Below are 17870 nucleotides of genomic sequence, written 5' to 3'. Positions count from 1 at the left end.
TCAGCGGACCCTACGAGACATCCTTGATGTCGTCGGGGCCGTTCGGTTTTTTTATAGAGGTCGAGGCTGACCGTCCTGACGGTGAAGCGTTTCCCAACCGGTCCCCCCGCCTCAATCGCGTCGCAGATCGCGGACAGGCCAGCAACCATCTCGGCCGCGAGCGGAGAGAGCCGATTGCCCTCGTTCATGGGATGTCCCCTTGGATTGTCGTGTACTGATTCACAGGGGGCGGGTCCGCAGGGTCCGGTGCTCATGCAACGCCTGATCAATCACGGTGTCGAGGCGTTCGGCCCGTTCATCCCGTTTGATCTTTTCATCCCAGAGCCGATCGGCATAGGACGCAACCCATTCGCGGACTCGGGCCACGTCCTCGTCAGAGAGCCGGGCGATCGCGACCTTGATTTCTTCGACAGAACTCAACGGCATCAGTTCCTCATGTGCTTGAGAAACAGACGCGACCGAGGAAGCATCGAACGCTCTGGAAGGTCTGGACAATGCAAGGGCTGGACCCTCCGGGAGCGTTCAAGATGTGTGCGACGCGGGTCACCGCGCGGCCACCGTGTTTTCGAGGGTGCCGAGGCCCTCAATGGTGATCCGGACCACGTCCCCAGGGTGAAGGGTGAACTCGTCCGGCGGGACGATGCCGGTGCCGGTCAGCAGGACGACGCCGTCGGGGAACGACTGGTCGAGACCGAGCCAGTGGATCAGGTCGTCGAACGAGCGGGCAAGCTGAGAGGTCGAGGTAGTCCCGGAAAAGACGGAGGAGCCGTTGCGGTGGATGTCGAGGGTAATCGAGAGATCGGAGGGGTTGGAGAGGCTGGAAAACAGGGTGACGGTGGGGCCGAGTGAGCAAGACCCGGCGTAAACCTTGGCCTGGGGAAGATAGAGCGGGTTGCGGCCTTCGATGTCGCGGGCGGAAACGTCGTTGCCGATCGAGAGGCCGACGAGGCGGAGGGTGTCGTCAAGCACGAGGGCCAGCTCGGGCTCGGGGACGCTCCATTTCGTGTCGGAGCGGACGCGGATCGGGGCCTGGTGGCCGACGGCGCGGTCGGCGGTGGCCTTGAAGAACAGTTCGGGGCGGTCGGCCGAGTAGACGAGGTCGTAGAACGAGCCCCCCTGCTCCGATTCCTCCTCGCGGGCAACCTTCGAGCGAATATAAGTGACGCCGGCGGCCCAGATCTCGTGGTCGTCGATCGGGGGAAGGAGGCGGACGGAGGCGATCGGCAGGGCCTCGGATTCCGGGGAGAGGCGGCGGTCGACCTCAGCGGCGGGGTCAGCGGCGTGCAGGACGGTGGCGATCCGTTGGGAACCGCGGAGAGGGCGGACGGAATCGCCGGAAATCAGGCCGACGGCGGGGTGTTCGGAGTCAGGTCCGAGAAATTTCACAAGCTGCATGGTCGAAATGACCCTTTCGTGTTAGAACCCTCGTTCGGTCGACCGGCCAAGCCGGTGGTTCGAGGCTTCGGGTGCGCTGGGGAATCGGCGATTCGAAGGCCAAACCACCGGGACGGCTCAAGGATGCAACGGGTCGGCCGACGGGTGCTTCGCGTGAATTCGCACACACAAAGGCCCGGCGACGGATGGAACCGGGAGGCAAGGGATGTCGGATCGAATCGTGGTGGTCGGCCACGCCGCGGTGACCTGTCTGGGGAACGACCTGGACCGGACCTGGCAGGGGCTCGTCGCCGGGAAATCCGGGTTGGCCCGGCACCCGGATCGCCTCGATCCGGGCAGTTACTTGCAAGACATTGCAGGGCTGGTCGAGGGCGTCGGGCCGGGTTCGGCGGAGGAAGACCCGGCGATCACCCGGCTCGGCTCTCGGTTCGTCCACTTCGGCGTGAGGGCTGCCCGCCAGGCCTGGCTCGAATCGGGGTTGGAGGCGAAGCTCGACGCCGACTTGCCGAGGAGCCGCGTGGCGGTGGTCGTCGGCTCGGGGCTCGGCGGGATGGACCTCTACCACGCCGAGAGCAAGCGAGCGGCCTCCCGGAAGTCGCTGGCCACCGGGCCTTATCTTCTCCCGGGCCTGATCGCCAATCAAGCGGCCGGTCAGGTGGCCCAGCAACTCGGACTGCACGGGCCGAGCCTCTGCCCGGCCAATGCCTGCGCCAGCGGAGGGCACGCGATCGTCTTCGGGGCGATGCTCTTGCGCTCAGGAGAGGCAGACGTGGCCGTCGTCGGCGCGACCGAAAGCGCCTTCACGCCGGAGATCGTCAACGGGTTCGTGACGATGAAGGCCCTGATGGGTCGCAAGCCGAACGACCGGAGCAACGATGATCCGTCTCAGGCCAGCCGCCCGTTTAGCGGCGATCGGGCCGGGTTCCTGATGGCCGAGGGGGCGGGAATCCTCGTCCTGGCGACCGAATCGGCCGTGCAGCGATTGGGGCTGACGCCGCTGGCGACCTTGCTGGGGTGGGCGACCAATTCCGACGGCTTCCACGTCGCGCAGCCGCAACCGGACCGGGTTCGGCAGTGCCTGGAAGCGGCAATCGCTCATGCCGGGGTGCACCCGGACCAGATTGATTATTACAACGCCCACGGCACGAGCACGACGATCAACGATCGGGTCGAGACCGAGGCCGTGCGGCGGATCTTCGGCGATCGGGCCGCGAAACTTCCGGTCAGTTCGATCAAGGGGGCGATCGGCCACGCCCTCGGAGCCGCCCCGGCGATCGAGGCGGCGGTCTGCGTGCGAGCCCTGCGCGAGCAAGCGGTGCCACCGACGGTGAACTATCGCCCCGACCCGGAACTGGACCTCGATTACGTGCCGAACGAAGGTCGGGAGGTGCGGCTCGACCGCATCCTGTCGGCCTCGTTCGGATTCGGTGGAACGAATAACGCCCTGGTCTTCGGGAGAGGAACCGATGCCTGATTCTCAACTGTTCGACACGGTCTGCGGCCTGATTCGATCGGTCGTGAAGCTTGACGAGGCGGTCACGATCACGCCCGAGTCGTCGCTGGTCGAGGATCTCGGGGTCGATTCGCTCGACCTGGTCAGCGTCTTCCTGGAGGTGCAAGACGCCTACGGGGTGGCGATCGACGAGGACGACCTGGCGGGGCTCGTCACGGTGGGCGACCTGGTCGACTACGTCTTCGATCGTCAGGCGTCTCAGGCAGCCTGATTGGGAACGCGGGGGTGATCCTCGGAACGACAGGCCCGGCCTTGCCGGTCTGCCTGCCCTTCCGAAACGCACTCCGGCAGAGGCAATCCATCGGCCGGTCCAATCCGTCGAAGCTCAGGGGGTCAATCACGCATGGGGCGTCGAGGGGTCAATACACGCAAAGGGCTCTTGCGGGCAACCTTGCCGGTCTTGCGGTGGCTGCCGCCTCGGACGGCGCTCCGGACGCTGGATGCGATCGGCCGTCAAGAATACCGGCTGGTGCCGGCGACCCGCAAGCGGTTCGACGAGGCGATCCGGACCCACGCAGCGATTCTCGGAGAGGACTGGGACCCGGCTCGGATCGGCCCGGCGCTCGCGGCCAATCAGGTTCGGTCGAGCGTGCGCGACATGCTGCTCGACGACCGGACCGATGCTCAGATCAACGACCTGCTCCGGGTCGAAGGACGCGAGCAACTCGACGAGGCGGTGGGTCAGAAACGCGGCGTGCTTCTGCTCGGCAATCATTTCGGCGCGCACATGCTGATGGCGTACTGGATCATCTGGCAGGGGTATCCCTGGCGGATGTTCAGCGAACGGCCGAGGTCGATCTCGAAGCTGATGGCCGCGCAGTTCGCCACCGAGGGACCGATCGGGCAGTCGCGGCTGTTCGTCTCTCGAAAGACGAATCCGGCCGAAGCGGCCGGGGCGATCTTGCGGGCGGCCCGGGTGCTCCGCGAGCAGATCGTGCTGTCGATCGCCTCGGACGTGCGCTGGCCGACCCCGCCGAACGCCCCGGCGCGGTTTCTGGGACGCTCGTACAGGTTCTCCTCAACCTGGGTCACGCTGGCGGCGCTGTCGGGGGCTCCGGTCGTGCCGGCGTACTGCCTGATCAAGCCCGACGGGACGTATTCCGTCGAGTTCGAGCCAGCGTTCACCGTGCCTCGGGAGGCCGCCCGAGACGAAACGCTCGCCGCGCACTGGGTCCAGCACGGCTTGACGCTGATCGAGGAGCGCGTGCGGCGCGATCCGGCAAACAGCATCGACTACTTCTTCTGGGAGGACGACGAGGCCCGCCCCCGGCCTTCGGGACCGCCGATGGCCGCGGCCGGGTGAACCCTCCCCGAGATGATCCCGAATGCGTCGGGCCCGAACCTCTGGGCGATGCCCGGGTGTCGGAGGGGTCGAGCCCCTGTGCCCCCGACCGGAGGGCGGGTTGACCGATCCATGAAACTCGTTAGATTTGATGGAGACGAACCCGTGCCCGGCGTTGTCCTTTCACCCCCGCGGTTGACATGAATCCGTCGTCGTCCTTGAGTCGATTGGCCCGAGATCGAGGGGGGTCGCCGATCAGCGACCTGATGAAGTGCGCGCTGGATAATCCGGGCCTCATTTCGCTCGCCGCCGGATTCGTCGATCCCGCATCCTTGCCGGTTGATCCGACCCGGAGGGCCGTTGATGCCCTGCTCGGCGACCCGGCCCGGGGGCGCAAGGCGTTACAGTACGGGACGACCATCGGCGATCGGTCGCTCCGGGAACGGCTCGTCCGTCGTCTGGAGCAGGAAGAAGACGCCCTGCCGGGGCAGTTCGACCACGTCATCGACCGGACGGTCATGACCAACGGCTCGCAGCAACTGCTCTACCTCGTGGCCGAGGCCCTGCTCGACCCGGGAGACATCGTGCTGGTCGAGTCGCCGACCTACTTCGTCTTCATGGGATTGATCGAGGCCCGAGGGGCCCGGGTCATCGGGATCGAAACGGATGACGGCGGGTTGAGCTTTCCCGCCCTGGAGGAAACGCTCCAGCGACTCGCCGAGGCCGACGACCTGCCCCGGGTGAAGCTGATCTACACCGTCACCGAGCACGGCAACCCGACCGGCCTGAGCCTGGCCGGCGATCGGCGGGCGCCCTTGGTCGAGCTGGCGAACCGCTGGTCGAAGTCGCATCAAATCTATGTGCTCGAAGACGCCGCCTACCGCGGCCTGAGCTTCACCGGCCGAGAGCCGTCGAGCGTCTGGAGGCACGACGAGGACGGCCGCTGCGTAATCCTCGCCCGAACGTTCAGCAAGAGCTTTAGCCCGGGGTTGAAGACGGGCTTCGGCATCCTGCCCGAGTCGCTCCTCGAATCGGTCCTGAACCTGAAGGGGGACCACGACTTCGGCTCGAACAACTTCGCCCAGAACGTGCTCGATCAGGTCCTCGGCGACGGCAGTTACGACGCCCAGGTGGCCTGGCTCCGCGAGGTCTACCGGTCGAAGTGCGAGGTCCTGCTCAAGGCGCTGGAGGAGCACCTCGGCGGGGTTGAAGGGGTGTCGTGGACGACGCCGAAGGGGGGCCTTTACATCTGGCTGACGGTGCCGGAGTGGCTCGACACGGGCAAGGATGGACCGTTGTTCTCGAAGGCGCTGGAACATGAGGTGCTGTACGTTCCGGGATCGTATGCGTTCCCGGAAGAACCGGGACCGGTGCCGACGAACCATGCCCGGCTCTGCTTCGGCGTGCCGGACGAAGAACAGTTACGCGAAGGTGCGCGTCGCCTGGCCGGAGCCCTGGCGGCGTGCGGCGAACGGGTCGCGTGAGGCGATCGGTCCGGGGCCAGGACGCCCCGGAAGTACCGCGGGGGACCCGAAGTGAACGGATTGCTTCGCCGCTACGCGATCGGCATTCTGCCCCGATACGTCATGGGGCAGGTGGCCAAGTCCTTCTCGCTGGCCCTGTTGATGCTCACGAGCATCTTCGTGCTGGTGGTGGTCGTGGGCAAGGCGGCCGAGACGGGCCTCGGCCCTCGTGAAATCGCCATGATGCTGCCGCTGGCCGTGCCGAGTACCTTGCCGTACACGGCCCCCGTGGCCTTGCTGTTCGCAGTGTCGGTGGTTTACGGGCGGATCGCGTCGGAAAACGAGGTGCTGGCAATCAAGGCATCGGGCCAGGGGGCGATGACGGTCATGCTGCCGTCGTTCCTCTTCGGCACGATCATGAGCGTCGGCCTGATCTTCATGAGCAACGACCTGATCCCCTCGGCCACCCATCAGGCGAAGAAAGCCCTGATGAGCAACATCGAGGAGATGTTTTATCGGATCCTCAAGAAGGAGCGGTCGTTCGACAACAAGGGCTGGCCGTTCAAGATCGAGGTCCGCGACGTCGAAGACAAGGTCCTGATCGGTGCCCGGTTCTCGCACCGCAACCGCGACCCGAACGCCGAATCCCCCTTCGACATGCACATCTTTGCCGAACGGGCCTCGATCCAGTTCGACAAGGAGGGGGAGAAGGTCGTCGTCGTTCTGGAAGACGCGGCGATGAACGGCAGCGCCCGCAACCGCGACTTCATGCTCATCGACAGGGAACGGCTCGAGCTGCCGATGGCCAACCGCGGCGACCAGTTCGTCGGCACCGTGCAGGAGCTGACGACCGGCCAGATCATCGAGGAGCAGGCCGAGTGCCTCAGCCGGTCGGTCGAGGAGCGGAACCGGCAGTCGATCGCCGCGTCCCTCTGGATCGCCTCGGGGCGGCCGAGGCTGGTCAACTGGCCGGCGATCCGGGCCACCTACAACGACGCGCTCTACTGGGATCAACGGTACGACAAGCTCGAAACCGAGAAGCACATGCGGGTGGCCCTGGCCTTCAGCCCCTTGTTCTTCGTCTTGATCGGCGTGCCGGTGGGCATCTGGCGGGCCAGGGGAGACTTCCTCAGCGCCTTCATGGTCTGCTTCATGCCGATCATTCTCATCTACTATCCGCTGACCCTCGTTGGCGTGAACCTGGGCAAAGAGGGGATGCTCAATCCGTTGCTCGCCCTCTGGGCGGGGAACCTCGTATTGGCGATCCTCTGCGGCATGGTCTTGCGGCCGGTGCTGCGGCATTGATTGGGTCGGTCGAGGCATCGCAGCGCGGCGCGGCGATGATGGACGCTCGAAAGGGCAAGGATGCTCGATCGGTCGGACCTTTGAGGTCCACGGAGGGACCGGATGCTGCGGATCCTGGACAGGCAGCGCTACTGGGCGTTCGTGAAGGCCTACATCATCTGCTTCGTCTCGCTCGTGGGCCTGATCGTTGTGATCGACGCCTTCGCGAACCTTGACGAGTTCGCCAAGGTCGCCAGCGGCCTCGGTCTGTTCCAGAAGATGGGCCGCTTCTACCTCGTCCGCACGAGCCTGTTCTTCGATCGGCTCAGCGGGGTGATCGCCATGATGGCCGCCGTCTTCACGGCCACCTGGATGCAGCGCAACAACGAGCTGCTGGCCATGCTCGCCGCCGGAATCGGCACGAAACGCGTGATCCGGCCGATTCTCGTCTCGGCCTGCCTGGTCAACGCCCTGGCGGTCGTCAACCAGGAATGGATCATGCCCGAGGTCGCCGACGAGCTGCAACAGCCCCCCGACCACTTCGATGGCCGAAAAATGGTGCAATTCCACAGCCGGGAAGACCGCAACGGCGTTTCCGTCGGCGCGAGCGGCCAGGGCGATCCGGTCTCTCAGACCGTGACCAAGTTCCACGCCTTCATGCCAATGCCCGTCATCGGATCATTCGGCAGTGTGGATGCGGCCGAGGCGACCTACATTCCCGAAGACCACCCGACCGCCCCCCAGACCGGCGGCTGGCTGCTGCGACGGGCTCGGGTCAGCCCTCCCGAGGCGCCGATTGACCCGGACTATCTCGTCGAGTTGGACGCCAGCAAAGACCTCGACGGGTTCCCGCCGTCGCTCGATGGCATGGAGGACCTGGGAGGGCGAACGCTGTTCCTGAAGTCTCGGGTGACGTTCCAGGCCATCACGAGAGACCATCGCCAGTGGTTCCGCTACGCCTCAACCCCCGAGCTGATCACCGCGCTGTCCGACCCGGTGAACGACCCGGAAAAGACCGAGATTGCCGTCTACTTGCACATGCGAATGCTTCGGCCGTTGATGGGCATGGCCTTGCTGTTCCTGTCCTTGCCCTTGATCCTCGGGGGCGAGGGGCGGAACACGTTCATCAACCTCGGCTTCTCGCTCGGCGCGTCGGCGGCCTATTACGCAACGATCAACGTCGCGCAGTATCTCGGCAGCAACGGCGTCCTGACGCCAATGATCGCGGCCTGGGGCCCGCTCATCGCCTTCGGCACGATCGCCGCGTCGCGTTGGGATCTGATCAAGTCGTGATCGCGCCCGGAGTTCGCGCCCCGGAAGGAACCTCAATCCGGGTGATCCCCTTCGATCAGGCGGCTCCTCGGAGCTTCGATACGTCTCGGAGACGAGCCGTTCCAGAACCTCCGGACCTCATGACGGAATCGCCCGAGCGGGATTGGCCGTCAGGCCGGCAATGGTCGGCGGGGGGACAGGGGAACGATGCTCGCACATCAAGGAGACTTCGGAGCTTCATCACAATCAGTTCCTCATCGTCGTGGCGGGCCGGAGTCGATCGGTTCTCAGCGCGTGGCAGGCCGGCGTGATTCCTCAACAGAGACTGGCCATCAGGAGCTTCATGGCGATCCCAGGCCGAAATCGAAGATCGCTCCCCCGGTTTTTTCCGGATTCCCCCGCCGAACACCCCCCGGCGAGCGGCTCGGCGACCGGACCGAGGCCGCCGACCGGGCGGCGGCCAGCTGCTCGAAGACCTTCAACGCTCCATTGAGGTCGTCGTCCGAGAAGGAAGCCATGACGGTAGCCCGGATCCTGGGCCTGTCCATCGGGACCGCCGGATAAAAGACCGGCACCACGAATAGCCCTCGCGCCCGACAGAATCCGACCGCCTCCAGGGTCTCCTCCTCGGATCGGAAAAGAATCGGCACGATCGCCGAATCGGTCGGAGGAACCTCGAAGCCCAGATCGCGCAATCCCGACACGAAGCGATCGCGCAGTTCCCGCAGGCGGCCTGCGAGATAGGGCTCGTCCCGGATGATCTCAAGACACTTGCGGGCGGCCCCGACCTGGGCGGCCGGCAGGGCCGCAGAGAAGATGAAGCCCCTGGCGTGGAATTTCAGGTAGTCGATGATCTCCTGCCGGGCCGCGATGAAGCCGCCACAACTGGCAATGGCCTTCGACAGGGTGCCCATCTTGATGTCGATCGCGTCGGCGGGGAGGTTGAAGTGCTCCTGGATCCCCCTGCCCGTCTCCCCCATCACCCCAAGGCTGTGGGCCTCGTCCACCATCAGCAACGCGCCGTGCCGGTGGCAGAGCTCGGCGATTTCGGGCAGCGGAGCGACGTCGCCGTCCATCGAGTAGACTGCATCGACAACGACGAGGATCTTCTTGCCTGCGTGTTGCTTGAGAAGGATCTCAAGTTCACGTGTGTCGTTGTGCGGGAAGGTGAGGAACGTTGCCTCGGAAAACTTGCACCCGTCCGCGATGCTGGCGTGGTTGTACTCGTCGCCGATGACGACGTCCCCCTCACCCACCAGGGCGGCCACGGTGGCCAGATTGGAGATGAAACCGCTGCTGAAGACGATCGCGTCGTCGGTCGCGAAGAACGCCGCGATCTCCCGCTCCAGCTCGCAATGCGTATGGAATGTCCCGGCAAGAAGCCGGACGCCGTGGGCCCCGGTCCCGTGGGATTCGATGGACTTCCGGGCGGCTTCGTTGACCTCGTCTCGGTTGATCAACCCCAGGTAGCTGTACGACGCCATCATCAGCATCTTCAGGCCGCCGACCCAGACGTGGCTCCCTTCCTGGTGTTCGATCTCGGTCGCGAAGTAATCGTGGCCTGCGTCTTCGAACTGCTGGAAGCGATGAAGGGCGTCCTGGAGTGAGTGGACGAAGCCCGACTTCGTTGACGAAGGCTCACCATGACGCCCGGCGTTCGAGGGGAGTCGACGAGCCAGTTGGGCCGCCAGATTCTCGATCGTCCGTTCCAGGTAAAGCATCTCCCCATCGACGGCCAGGCTGAGTTTCTTCTCAAGACGTAGCCCGAGGTCTGCTGCGGCCATCGAGTCGACCCCCAACGACGTGAAGGTGGTCTTGCCGTTGAGGGCAGGTAGCGACTGCCCTTCCTGGCCTGCCCACTCGCGCAGCGTCTCGCAAATCAGAGAAGTCATCACCTCGTGTTCCGCGGGATGCATCTCGACGACATCCGGTCTGCGGACAGCCGACTCCAGGACGACGTCAAGCGCTCCGTCGGAGAGCATCCTCCTGGTCAGTCTTCGCTGGAGCTTCCCGCTCGAGGTCCGTGGGAACGTCGCGGGACGTACGAAGATGAGTCGGGCCAATGCGACCTCGAATTGATCGAGGACTTCTCTCCGCAGGTCATCAATTGCGCGTTCGAGCCAAACACGTTCCGCGTGCCCCTCGGCGTTCGACCTGGCCCATCGGGCCATGTCCCGCGTGCCTTCGGCCACGACGATCAGCCGTTCCTCGCCGTCATGTTCGACCGAGAAGGCGGCGCAGGAGTTCGGCCCGAGGAAGTCGATGTGGTACTCGACCAGCTGCTCGATGTCCTGGGGATAGAGGTTGCGGCCACGGACGACGATGAGGTCTTTCAGGCGACCGGTCACGTACAGCTCGCCGTTCCTCAGGAACCCGCAGTCGCCTGTGCGAAACCAGTGTCGATCATCACCGTATGCGTTGGCGTGGAATGCTTCCCGGGTTTCCTCGGGACGATTCCAATAACCCCTCGCGACACTCGCCCCCCGTAGCCAGATTTCCCCGACCTCGTCCGGTCGGCACGCGGTCAACGTCTTCGGGTCGACGAGGAGCACTTCGAGGTCCGGCCCGATCTGCCCGCAACTGACGACCCGTTGGCCGCTCGACGACTCGGTGATCCGGTTGTTCTCCAGATCCATCGGACAGGCCGTCACGACCTTCGTGGCGGCCAGGGGAGGCCCGCCGGAAACGAACAGGGTCGCCTCCGCCATCCCGTAGCAGGGAAAGAACGCATCCCTGCGAAATCCGCACGATTCGAACGCTCTTGCAAACCGCGTCAAGGTTTCCGCCCGGACCGGCTCGGCTCCGTTGAATGCCACCCAGGAACTCAGGTCTAGCTCGGCTTTCTGCTGATCGCTCACCTTTCGCACGCACAGGTCATAGGCGAAATTGGGCGCGCCGCTGAGCACTCCTCGGAAGTCCGAGATGGCCTTCAACCACGTGAACGGCTCTCGGATGAAGGTGCTGGGGTCCATCAGGTAGCATTGAAACCCCACGAATAAGGGCTGCAAGACAGAACCGATCAGACCCATGTCATGGAACATCGGAAGCCAGCTTACCGCCACGTCATTCGTGGTGTGGCGGAAGTTCGTCATGATGCTGACCTGGTTGGCGACGATGTTCCCGTGCGAGACCATCACCCCCCTTGGTGATGCCGTCGAACCGCTCGTGTATTGCACGAATGCAAGCTGATCTGGATGGGGCCGGGGAAGCGGTCCTCCGCCTGAATCATCCAATTCGTCGGTCACGATGACGGATGAGCCCTTCACCGATCTTCCGAGTTCCTCCTCAACCCCCCGCCTCGTCTTAGACGCGCAGAGGAGCAACCTGGGCTCGCAGTCCTCGGCGATGGAGCGAATGCGCCCGGCGTTGCGGTTCTTCCTGGGAGGATAAGCGGGCACGGCGACAATCCCGGCAAAGAGGCATCCCAGGAACGCCTCGATGAACCCCAGCCCCGCCGGAAACATCATCAAGGCACGATCGCCCGGTTCGGCGTGTTGAAGCAAGCCGGCGGCGATCCGCCTTGCTCGCTCGTCGAGCTCCCGAAACGTCAATGTCGATTGCCGGAACTCGGGAGTGAGAAAGGTGTAGGCATTGCGTCTTCCCTGACTTTTCACATGAGTTTGAAGCGCGTCCAGGATCGTTTCGAACGATTGGTTCGAACTCGGCGGCATGACGGGGTTGCTGACGGCCTTCCCATTTCCTTCCTCGCAACTCGTGATGAATTCCATGTGATTCCCAATCAGAAAGAGATCGTCGAAAGAGGTAAGGAATCGACCACGCATCGGAGAACGAAGACCGGCCGGCGTTCGACTCGACCGGAGCTCTGAAACTTTGCGGGGCCTGGCCTGGTGACTGAGCAATGGTGCTCGAGGTCGGTCTGGTCGTGTGTCTCTTGGGCCAGACGCAACTCGTCGTTTCCCAAGGGGACCGCCCCGACAATCCAGCGCCACCGATGCAAGCTTGAAAGTTCGCCAAACTTACGAGTGTGACCGCGTTCCTCGTTGGTGGAGATTCCGGCTGACGAGACGTTCCTCTCCCGTTCATGGCGATCCTGGGCCGAAATCGAAGGTCGGCCCGAACGATTTCCTCGATGAACTCCCCGCGCGTCCTCGGCGCGACCTCCGGGTGTTGCCTCGGGACGACATCCACGATCGATTCGACGAACCAGTGCTTCGCATCTCGCATTCGTGGCTTGATCGTCGCCTCGCGATCGATCACCATTGATCCGTTGGCGATCGCCCCTTACCAGGCGCGATCCGCTCGGCAACCACTCCTCCTCGACGCCCCTACGGCGGCCCGGGGGAATGATGCCGAACCCGCTGACTTGCCTCGAAGTTCAGAGCAGGGAGACTGATGCCGGCACGAGGTTCCGAAGACGGCTCGCGAATCGCCCGTGACCTGGAGGCATGCCGCTCGTACCTCTTGCAGGTGGCCGAGCGGCACCTGCCCGGCGCGATCCGGTCAAAGGTCGGGGCCAGCGATCTGGTCCAGGAGTCCTTGCTCGACGCCCACCAACGACGCCAAGACTTCGCCGGGACCTCACTCGACGAGCTGCGGGCCTGGCTCTATCGCCTGCTCATGTTCAACCTCGCCGAGAAACGTCGGGCGTTCCTCGGCACGGCCAGGGCCGACGTCCGGCGGGAACTCCCCGACGGTGGCATTCCTTGCAAGACCCTCACCGCCGACGACCCGACGCCGGGAACCACCGCCATTGGCCGCGAGCAGGCCGAGCGGCTGGCCGGCGCGATGGCAAGGCTGAGGGAGCGGGACCGCCTGGTCCTGCTCTGGCGGCATCACGAGGGGCTCGGCTTCGCCGCGATCGGCCAACGGCTCGGCGACCGGACCGAGGCCGCTGCCCGCCAGGCCTACCAGCGAGCCTGCGAACGGCTGGCTGAGCAGCTCGGAGGGGCCGATTCGTCGTGAAAAAACCAAACAACGACGAGCAGACGCCGGAGTCGACCGAAGATGCTCCGGGATTGTCCGGCTTCGACACCTGGGCCGCCTCGTACGCCGAGGCCCTTCGTCGCGGCCAGCCGCCGGGCGATCCTTGCGACGAGCCGGGAATGCCGGTAGACGATCCCCGAGCCGGTCAGATCCAGGAGGTTATCCACCTGCTCCACGCCGCCTTCCCGCCCCGGGAGCCCGATCGGGCGGAGGGCGTCGGGCCGTCGTGGGGAACTCGGATCGGCCGGTTCGAGGTCGAGCAGGAGCTTGGCCGAGGCGGGTTCGGGGTCGTCCTGAAGGCGTTTGACCCGGACATGGGCCGCCATGTCGCCCTGAAGCTGCCGAGGTCTGACGCGCTGGACTCCTCCCGCGTTCGACGGCGGTTCCTCCGGGAGGCCCGGGCCGCCGCCCGGCTCGACCACCCGAACCTCGTGCCGGTCTACGAGGCCGGCGAGATCGACTCGCTCTGTTATATTGCCGCCGCCTTCTGCGAGGGGCCGACGCTCCGCTCGTGGCTCAATCAGCTCGAACAGCCGATGCCCCCCCGACTCGCCTCCTCTCTGATCCGGACGATGGCCGTTGCCATCGCCCACATGCACGCCCGGGGGCTCCTGCACTGCGACCTGAAGCCGGGCAACGTGATGCTCGACCTGCCCGATCGGCCTAATGCCGAGCTGGTGCCCCGGATCACCGACTTCGGCCTGGCCCGTATGCTGGAGGCCAGCCCGGGCGATCAGACCGCCGCCCGCCCCCTGGGCACCCCGCCCTACACCCCCCCCGAGCAGGTCGAGCAGCGCATCGCGGACCTCGGCCCGGCCACTGACGTCTATGCGCTGGGGGCGATCCTCTACGAAATGCTCGTCGGCCGTCCTCCCCACGAGGGGAAAACCGGCTGGGAGGCGATGCAGGCAGTTGTAACCAACCCTCCCGAGCCTCCCCGTCGCTTGAGGCCGACAATCCCCCGCGACCTGGAGGCGATCTGCCTCCGATGCCTGGAGAAGCGGCCCGATGGCCGCTATGCCGACGCCGCCCGGCTGGCCGAGGATCTCGATCGCTTCCTCGACGGCCGACCGACCCTCGCCCGCCCGCTCGGCCCGGCCCGGCGCACGGCTCGCTGGGCCTTGCGTCACCCGACGGCGGCCTCGATGCTCGCCATGGGGCTCGTGACGCTGGTCGTCAGTCTTGGGTACGCGGTCGCCCTCTCCCGAACGGTTGTTCGGCTGGACGAGTCGAACCTCCGGCTCGACGAGTCAAACGAGCGGCTCGGCTCGGCGCTCCGCATGGCAACGCGGCAAGAGTACGTCGCCACCCTCGCCCTGGCCCAGGAAGATGCCCGAGCGGGGCGAGTCGTTCAGGCTCAGCGGCGGCTCCGAGCCTTGATTCCGGAACCCGGATCACCCGACCCACGCGACTTCGCCTGGCACTACCTCGATCGCGACCTTCGCCGCGATCTGACGGTCGTGGCCGCCCTGCCCCGAGCCCCGATGGACGTTGCCACGGCCTCCGACGGGACCTTGATGGTCGTCGGGCGATCCCTGATCGGTTCCTGGACCTACCGGAGGGACGCGGGGACCGGCCGCGTCTCGATCCGATCGGGGACCAGGCCGATGCTCGATCCTCGACAGCTCCACGACATCCTCGCCCTCGATCCCGCCGGTCGTCACATGGTTCTCGGGGACTTCACCCGTCCCGGGGCGCTCTGGATCTTCGAACAGCCCGAGGGCATGCCCCGGCAGGTGAGTGATCGACCGATCTTCTCGGCGGAATTCTCTCACAACGGTCGCCGCCTTGCGATGGGGACTCAACGTGAGGAAAAAACGTCAATCGAGGAGATCGCGATGGAGGATGGCCCCGACATCCTCCTGATCGGCAACAGCCGTCGGCTGACCTTCGCCGCCGACGATCGCCTGCTCGTCGCGATCCACCCGGCCGACCCCGAACCGGGCAAGCGGTCCTGGATCGCCTCGTACGAGGTTCGGACCGGCCATCAGATCAGCCTGATCGAGCATGAGCCGCTCAACCGGTCGGCGCTGGCGGCCTCTCCGCTGGCCTCGGGGCCGGTGGCCACCGCGTCCGGCAGCCTGGTTCACCTTCGAGCCCCCTCGACCGGGTCGATCCTCGCGACGCTCGACGGCCATTCCGGCAACGTCTCGGCCCTTGCCTTCTCCTCAGACGGGCTCCGGCTCGTCTCGGCCGACGAAAAGGGTTCCGCCGTACTCTGGGACGTGGCCGGGCGACGTGAGCTGGCGAGGGTCGACGAGCTGGGCGGTCGAGTCCAGTCGGTCGCCACGATTCCGGGAAGCTCCGACACCCTGATGGCAATTGCGAACGGTCTGGTCCTGATCTGGCATCCTGAGCCCCTCGCCGATCCGGCCGATCCGGCCGGCCACGAGGGGGAGATCTGGGATCTCGCCTACAGCCCCGACGGCCAGGTGCTCGCCTCGTCGGGCGATGATCACGTGGTCCGACTCTGGGACGCGGCAACAGGCCGGGCCATCGTGGTTCTCGAGGGGCATGGAACGCTCGTCACCTCGATGGCTTTCAACCCCGACGGCCACATGATCGCCTCGGGTGACTTCGAGGGCCGGATCGTCTTCTGGGACACCTCGACCGGGCAACGTCTCCACACGATCGAAGGCCATCAGAAACCAATCCGCGCCCTGGCGTTTCTTCCGGACGGAACGCTCGTCTCCACCGCTCGAGACGGAATCGTCAGCCTCTGGGACAGCGCCTCAGGGCACCGGCTCGCAACGCCGATCACGATCGCCAAGGACCTGAGAGCCCTGGCCGTCAGCCCCGACGGCCGGACCCTCGCCGTCGGAGGAAACAACGATGAGATCCTGCTCTGGGATGTGGAGGCCGGCTCGGCTCGCGAGGGGTGGTCGATGGCAAATGACGTGACGGCGCTGGCCATCAGCCCGGACGGCCAAACCCTGGCCGCGGCCACGAAGCTCGGTTTTGTCTCCCTTCTGGACCTGCGAGACGGAACGCGGCGAGCCGACCTGCCCATGCTTCACACCAACGAGCCCCGCGCCCTGGCCTTCAGCCCCGACGGCCGGGTGCTGGCCAGTGCCGGCCTGGACGGGATCGTCACCCTCGTCGACGTCGAATCGGGCCGACAGCACCTGACCCTGGCCGGACACGATGCCGGGGTGCATGCCGTCAGCTTCAGCCCCGACGGCCGGGTGCTGGCCTCCGGAGGCTTCGACGGCGCGATCCGCCTCTGGAGGACTGATGCGGCCACCCCATCAGGGCCGACCGCATACGACCCTCTCGCGGATGAGGAAGCGCCCCGTTCTCTCAATCCTTCGTCCAGCCGGAGTGGTTGAACGTGCCGGTTGCCGTGATCGAGCAGATCAGACGCGGGCCATGACGAGCGAGGCGTTTTGCCCGCCAAACCCAAAGCTGTTGGACAGGGCAACACGCACCTGAGTCTCTCGGGCCGTGTTGGGCACGTAGTCGAGGTCGCAGTTCGGGTCGGGGGTGGCCTGGTTGATCGTCGGGGGGATGACGCCGCGATCGAGCGTGATGGCGGTCGCCGCGGCTTCGAGCGCGCCGGAGGCACCGATCAGGTGGCCGACCATCGACTTCTGCGAGCTGATCGGGATCGTCTTGGAGCGATGGCCGAAGACCTGCTTGACGGCGTTCGTCTCCATGATGTCGTTCAGGCGGGTGCTGGTGCCGTGCGCGTTGATGTAGTCGATGTCTGAGGGGTTCGACTTGGCTTCCTTCAGGGCGGCCTTGATGGACAGCGCAGCCCCCTTGCCGGTCGGCTCGGGCCGGGTGATGCCGTAGGCGTCGAACGAGGAACCGTAACCGACCACCTCGGCGAAGAGCTTCGCGCGGCGGCGGCGGGCATGCTGCAGGCTTTCGAGGACGAGCACGGCGGCCCCCTCCCCCAGCACGAAGCCGTCGCGCTCGCCGTCAAAGGGGCGAGAAACCTCGGTCGGGGTCCGGGTCGATCGGCTCAGGGCATTCATGGCCTGGTAGGCGACGATCAAGAGCGGATCAAGCCGGCTGTCGCAGCCCCCGGCGAGCATCACGTCGGCATCCCCCCGCGAAATCAGGCGGAAGGCCTCGCCGACGGCCTGGGTCCCCGCGGCGCAGGCGGTGACGATCGTGTTGTTCGGCCCCATCGCCTGATGCAAGATCGACAGGTGCGCCGCGGCCATGTTCGGCAAGTGCTTCAAGAGCCAGAGCGGGAACATCGACTCGGCCTGAGCGATCGAAAACTGCTTCCAGTCGAGCGCCCCGTCGTTGCTGACGCCCGAAAGCACCGGAGCAGCCAGCTCGCCGAGCGACATGGGGGTAATGCCCGTCCCCATGCAAACCCCAAAGCGGGCCGGATCGAGCCGGTCAGACTCCAGGCCCGCATCTTCGACGGCCAAGCCCGCGGCGCCAACGGCGAAATTGACGGCGCGGCTCATTGTCTTGGCGTTCTTCTTGTGCTCGCCCAGATAGGGCATCACGTCGAAGTTCTTCACCTCGCCGGCAATCCGGACGGGCAACCCGGTCGCGTCGAAGCTCTCAATCGGACCGACCCCGGAACGCCCCTCGGCAATCGCCTCGGTGAAGGAGACGCGCCCCAGGCCATTCGGAGCCACAATTCCGATTCCCGTGATCACCACCCGGCGCATCGACACCTCTCCCTTGCCTCGCTCTGTTGGCTCTCGTCAAGTGGTGTGCGTCTCGTCGAGGCCCTCAACCAACGATCACC

Annotated in this window: 13 protein-coding genes; 8 read left to right on the top strand and 5 right to left on the bottom strand. The window is 65.6% G+C overall.

Features of this window, described 5'->3' with window-relative positions; translation table 11 throughout:
* The 3 genes from GA615_RS28310 to GA615_RS24550 all read right to left on the bottom strand — a co-directional run.
* On the bottom strand, positions 1-188 hold a 188-nt coding region (locus GA615_RS28310; RefSeq protein ID WP_235905668.1), incomplete at its 3' end, for a hypothetical protein.
* 31 nt (positions 189-219) lie between these two features.
* The gene (locus tag GA615_RS24555; protein WP_152053984.1) at positions 220-426 is read right to left on the bottom strand and encodes a hypothetical protein; all 207 of its coding nucleotides are present in this window, start codon (positions 424-426) and stop codon (positions 220-222) included.
* 117 nt (positions 427-543) lie between these two features.
* On the bottom strand, positions 544-1395 hold the full coding sequence (locus tag GA615_RS24550; protein ID WP_152053983.1) for a fumarylacetoacetate hydrolase family protein: 852 nt from the start codon (positions 1393-1395) through the stop codon (positions 544-546).
* 205 nt (positions 1396-1600) lie between these two features.
* Here GA615_RS24550 and GA615_RS24545 point away from each other — a divergent pair, with 205 nt between their 5' ends.
* The 6 genes from GA615_RS24545 (at position 1601) to GA615_RS24520 (ending at position 8230) form a co-directional block, all read left to right on the top strand.
* On the top strand, positions 1601-2869 hold the full coding sequence (locus GA615_RS24545) for a beta-ketoacyl-[acyl-carrier-protein] synthase family protein (RefSeq protein WP_152053982.1): 1269 nt from the start codon (positions 1601-1603) through the stop codon (positions 2867-2869).
* Positions 2862-3119 (top strand): acyl carrier protein, encoded by a 258-nt coding sequence (locus GA615_RS24540; protein WP_152053981.1) that lies wholly within the window; start codon positions 2862-2864, stop codon positions 3117-3119. The genes GA615_RS24545 and GA615_RS24540 overlap by 8 nt, the downstream gene beginning before the upstream one ends.
* 132 nt (positions 3120-3251) lie before the next feature.
* Positions 3252-4211: a lysophospholipid acyltransferase family protein gene (locus tag GA615_RS24535; RefSeq protein ID WP_152053980.1), complete on the top strand. Its 960-nt coding sequence runs from the start codon at positions 3252-3254 to the stop codon at positions 4209-4211.
* Positions 4212-4456: 245 nt separating this feature from the next.
* Positions 4457-5674, top strand: a complete 1218-nt coding sequence (locus GA615_RS24530) for an aminotransferase-like domain-containing protein (protein ID WP_235905667.1) — start codon at positions 4457-4459, stop codon at positions 5672-5674.
* Positions 5675-5725: 51 nt separating this feature from the next.
* Complete coding sequence (locus GA615_RS24525) at positions 5726-6958, top strand: LptF/LptG family permease (protein WP_152053978.1); 1233 nt, start codon at positions 5726-5728, stop codon at positions 6956-6958.
* A gap of 102 nt (positions 6959-7060) precedes the next feature.
* A complete protein-coding gene (locus tag GA615_RS24520; RefSeq protein ID WP_235905666.1) occupies positions 7061-8230 on the top strand; it encodes an LptF/LptG family permease in 1170 nt (389 codons plus the stop codon).
* Positions 8231-8550: 320 nt separating this feature from the next.
* Here GA615_RS24520 and GA615_RS24515 read toward each other — a convergent pair whose 3' ends face one another.
* On the bottom strand, positions 8551-11937 hold the full coding sequence (locus GA615_RS24515; RefSeq protein WP_161602535.1) for an aminotransferase class I/II-fold pyridoxal phosphate-dependent enzyme: 3387 nt from the start codon (positions 11935-11937) through the stop codon (positions 8551-8553).
* Between the two features lie 625 nt (positions 11938-12562).
* Between GA615_RS24515 and GA615_RS24510 the strand changes: the two genes are divergently transcribed.
* Together GA615_RS24510 and GA615_RS24505 are read left to right on the top strand one after the other, a co-directional pair.
* Complete coding sequence (locus tag GA615_RS24510; RefSeq protein WP_152053976.1) at positions 12563-13132, top strand: sigma-70 family RNA polymerase sigma factor; 570 nt, start codon at positions 12563-12565, stop codon at positions 13130-13132.
* Positions 13129-16482, top strand: a complete 3354-nt coding sequence (locus tag GA615_RS24505) for a WD40 repeat domain-containing serine/threonine protein kinase (protein WP_152053975.1) — start codon at positions 13129-13131, stop codon at positions 16480-16482. The genes GA615_RS24510 and GA615_RS24505 overlap by 4 nt, the downstream gene beginning before the upstream one ends.
* A 27-nt stretch (positions 16483-16509) precedes the next feature.
* Here GA615_RS24505 and GA615_RS24500 read toward each other — a convergent pair whose 3' ends face one another.
* A complete protein-coding gene (locus GA615_RS24500) occupies positions 16510-17790 on the bottom strand; it encodes a beta-ketoacyl-[acyl-carrier-protein] synthase family protein (RefSeq protein ID WP_152053974.1) in 1281 nt (426 codons plus the stop codon).
* Positions 17791-17870 lie beyond the last annotated feature (80 nt).

Origin of the sequence: Tautonia marina (assembly GCF_009177065.1) — a bacterium.
Classification (GTDB): domain Bacteria; phylum Planctomycetota; class Planctomycetia; order Isosphaerales; family Isosphaeraceae; genus Tautonia; species Tautonia marina.
This window is presented reverse-complemented; position numbering and strand designations above follow the sequence as displayed.

Bases quoted from the DNA above. Each gene is read 5' to 3' on its own strand.
- GA615_RS24555 (WP_152053984.1), bottom strand. From the start codon at position 426: ATGCCGTTGAGTTCTGTCGAAGAAATCAAGGTCGCGATCGCCCGGCTC.
- GA615_RS24550 (WP_152053983.1), bottom strand. From the start codon at position 1,395: ATGCAGCTTGTGAAATTTCTCGGACCTGACTCCGAACACCCCGCCGTC.
- GA615_RS24545 (WP_152053982.1), top strand. From the start codon at position 1,601: ATGTCGGATCGAATCGTGGTGGTCGGCCACGCCGCGGTGACCTGTCTG.
- GA615_RS24540 (WP_152053981.1), top strand. From the start codon at position 2,862: ATGCCTGATTCTCAACTGTTCGACACGGTCTGCGGCCTGATTCGATCG.
- GA615_RS24535 (WP_152053980.1), top strand. From the start codon at position 3,252: ATGGGGCGTCGAGGGGTCAATACACGCAAAGGGCTCTTGCGGGCAACC.
- GA615_RS24530 (WP_235905667.1), top strand. From the start codon at position 4,457: ATGAAGTGCGCGCTGGATAATCCGGGCCTCATTTCGCTCGCCGCCGGA.
- GA615_RS24520 (WP_235905666.1), top strand. From the start codon at position 7,061: ATGCTGCGGATCCTGGACAGGCAGCGCTACTGGGCGTTCGTGAAGGCC.
- GA615_RS24515 (WP_161602535.1), bottom strand. From the start codon at position 11,937: ATGGAATTCATCACGAGTTGCGAGGAAGGAAATGGGAAGGCCGTCAGC.
- GA615_RS24510 (WP_152053976.1), top strand. From the start codon at position 12,563: ATGCCGGCACGAGGTTCCGAAGACGGCTCGCGAATCGCCCGTGACCTG.
- GA615_RS24500 (WP_152053974.1), bottom strand. From the start codon at position 17,790: ATGCGCCGGGTGGTGATCACGGGAATCGGAATTGTGGCTCCGAATGGC.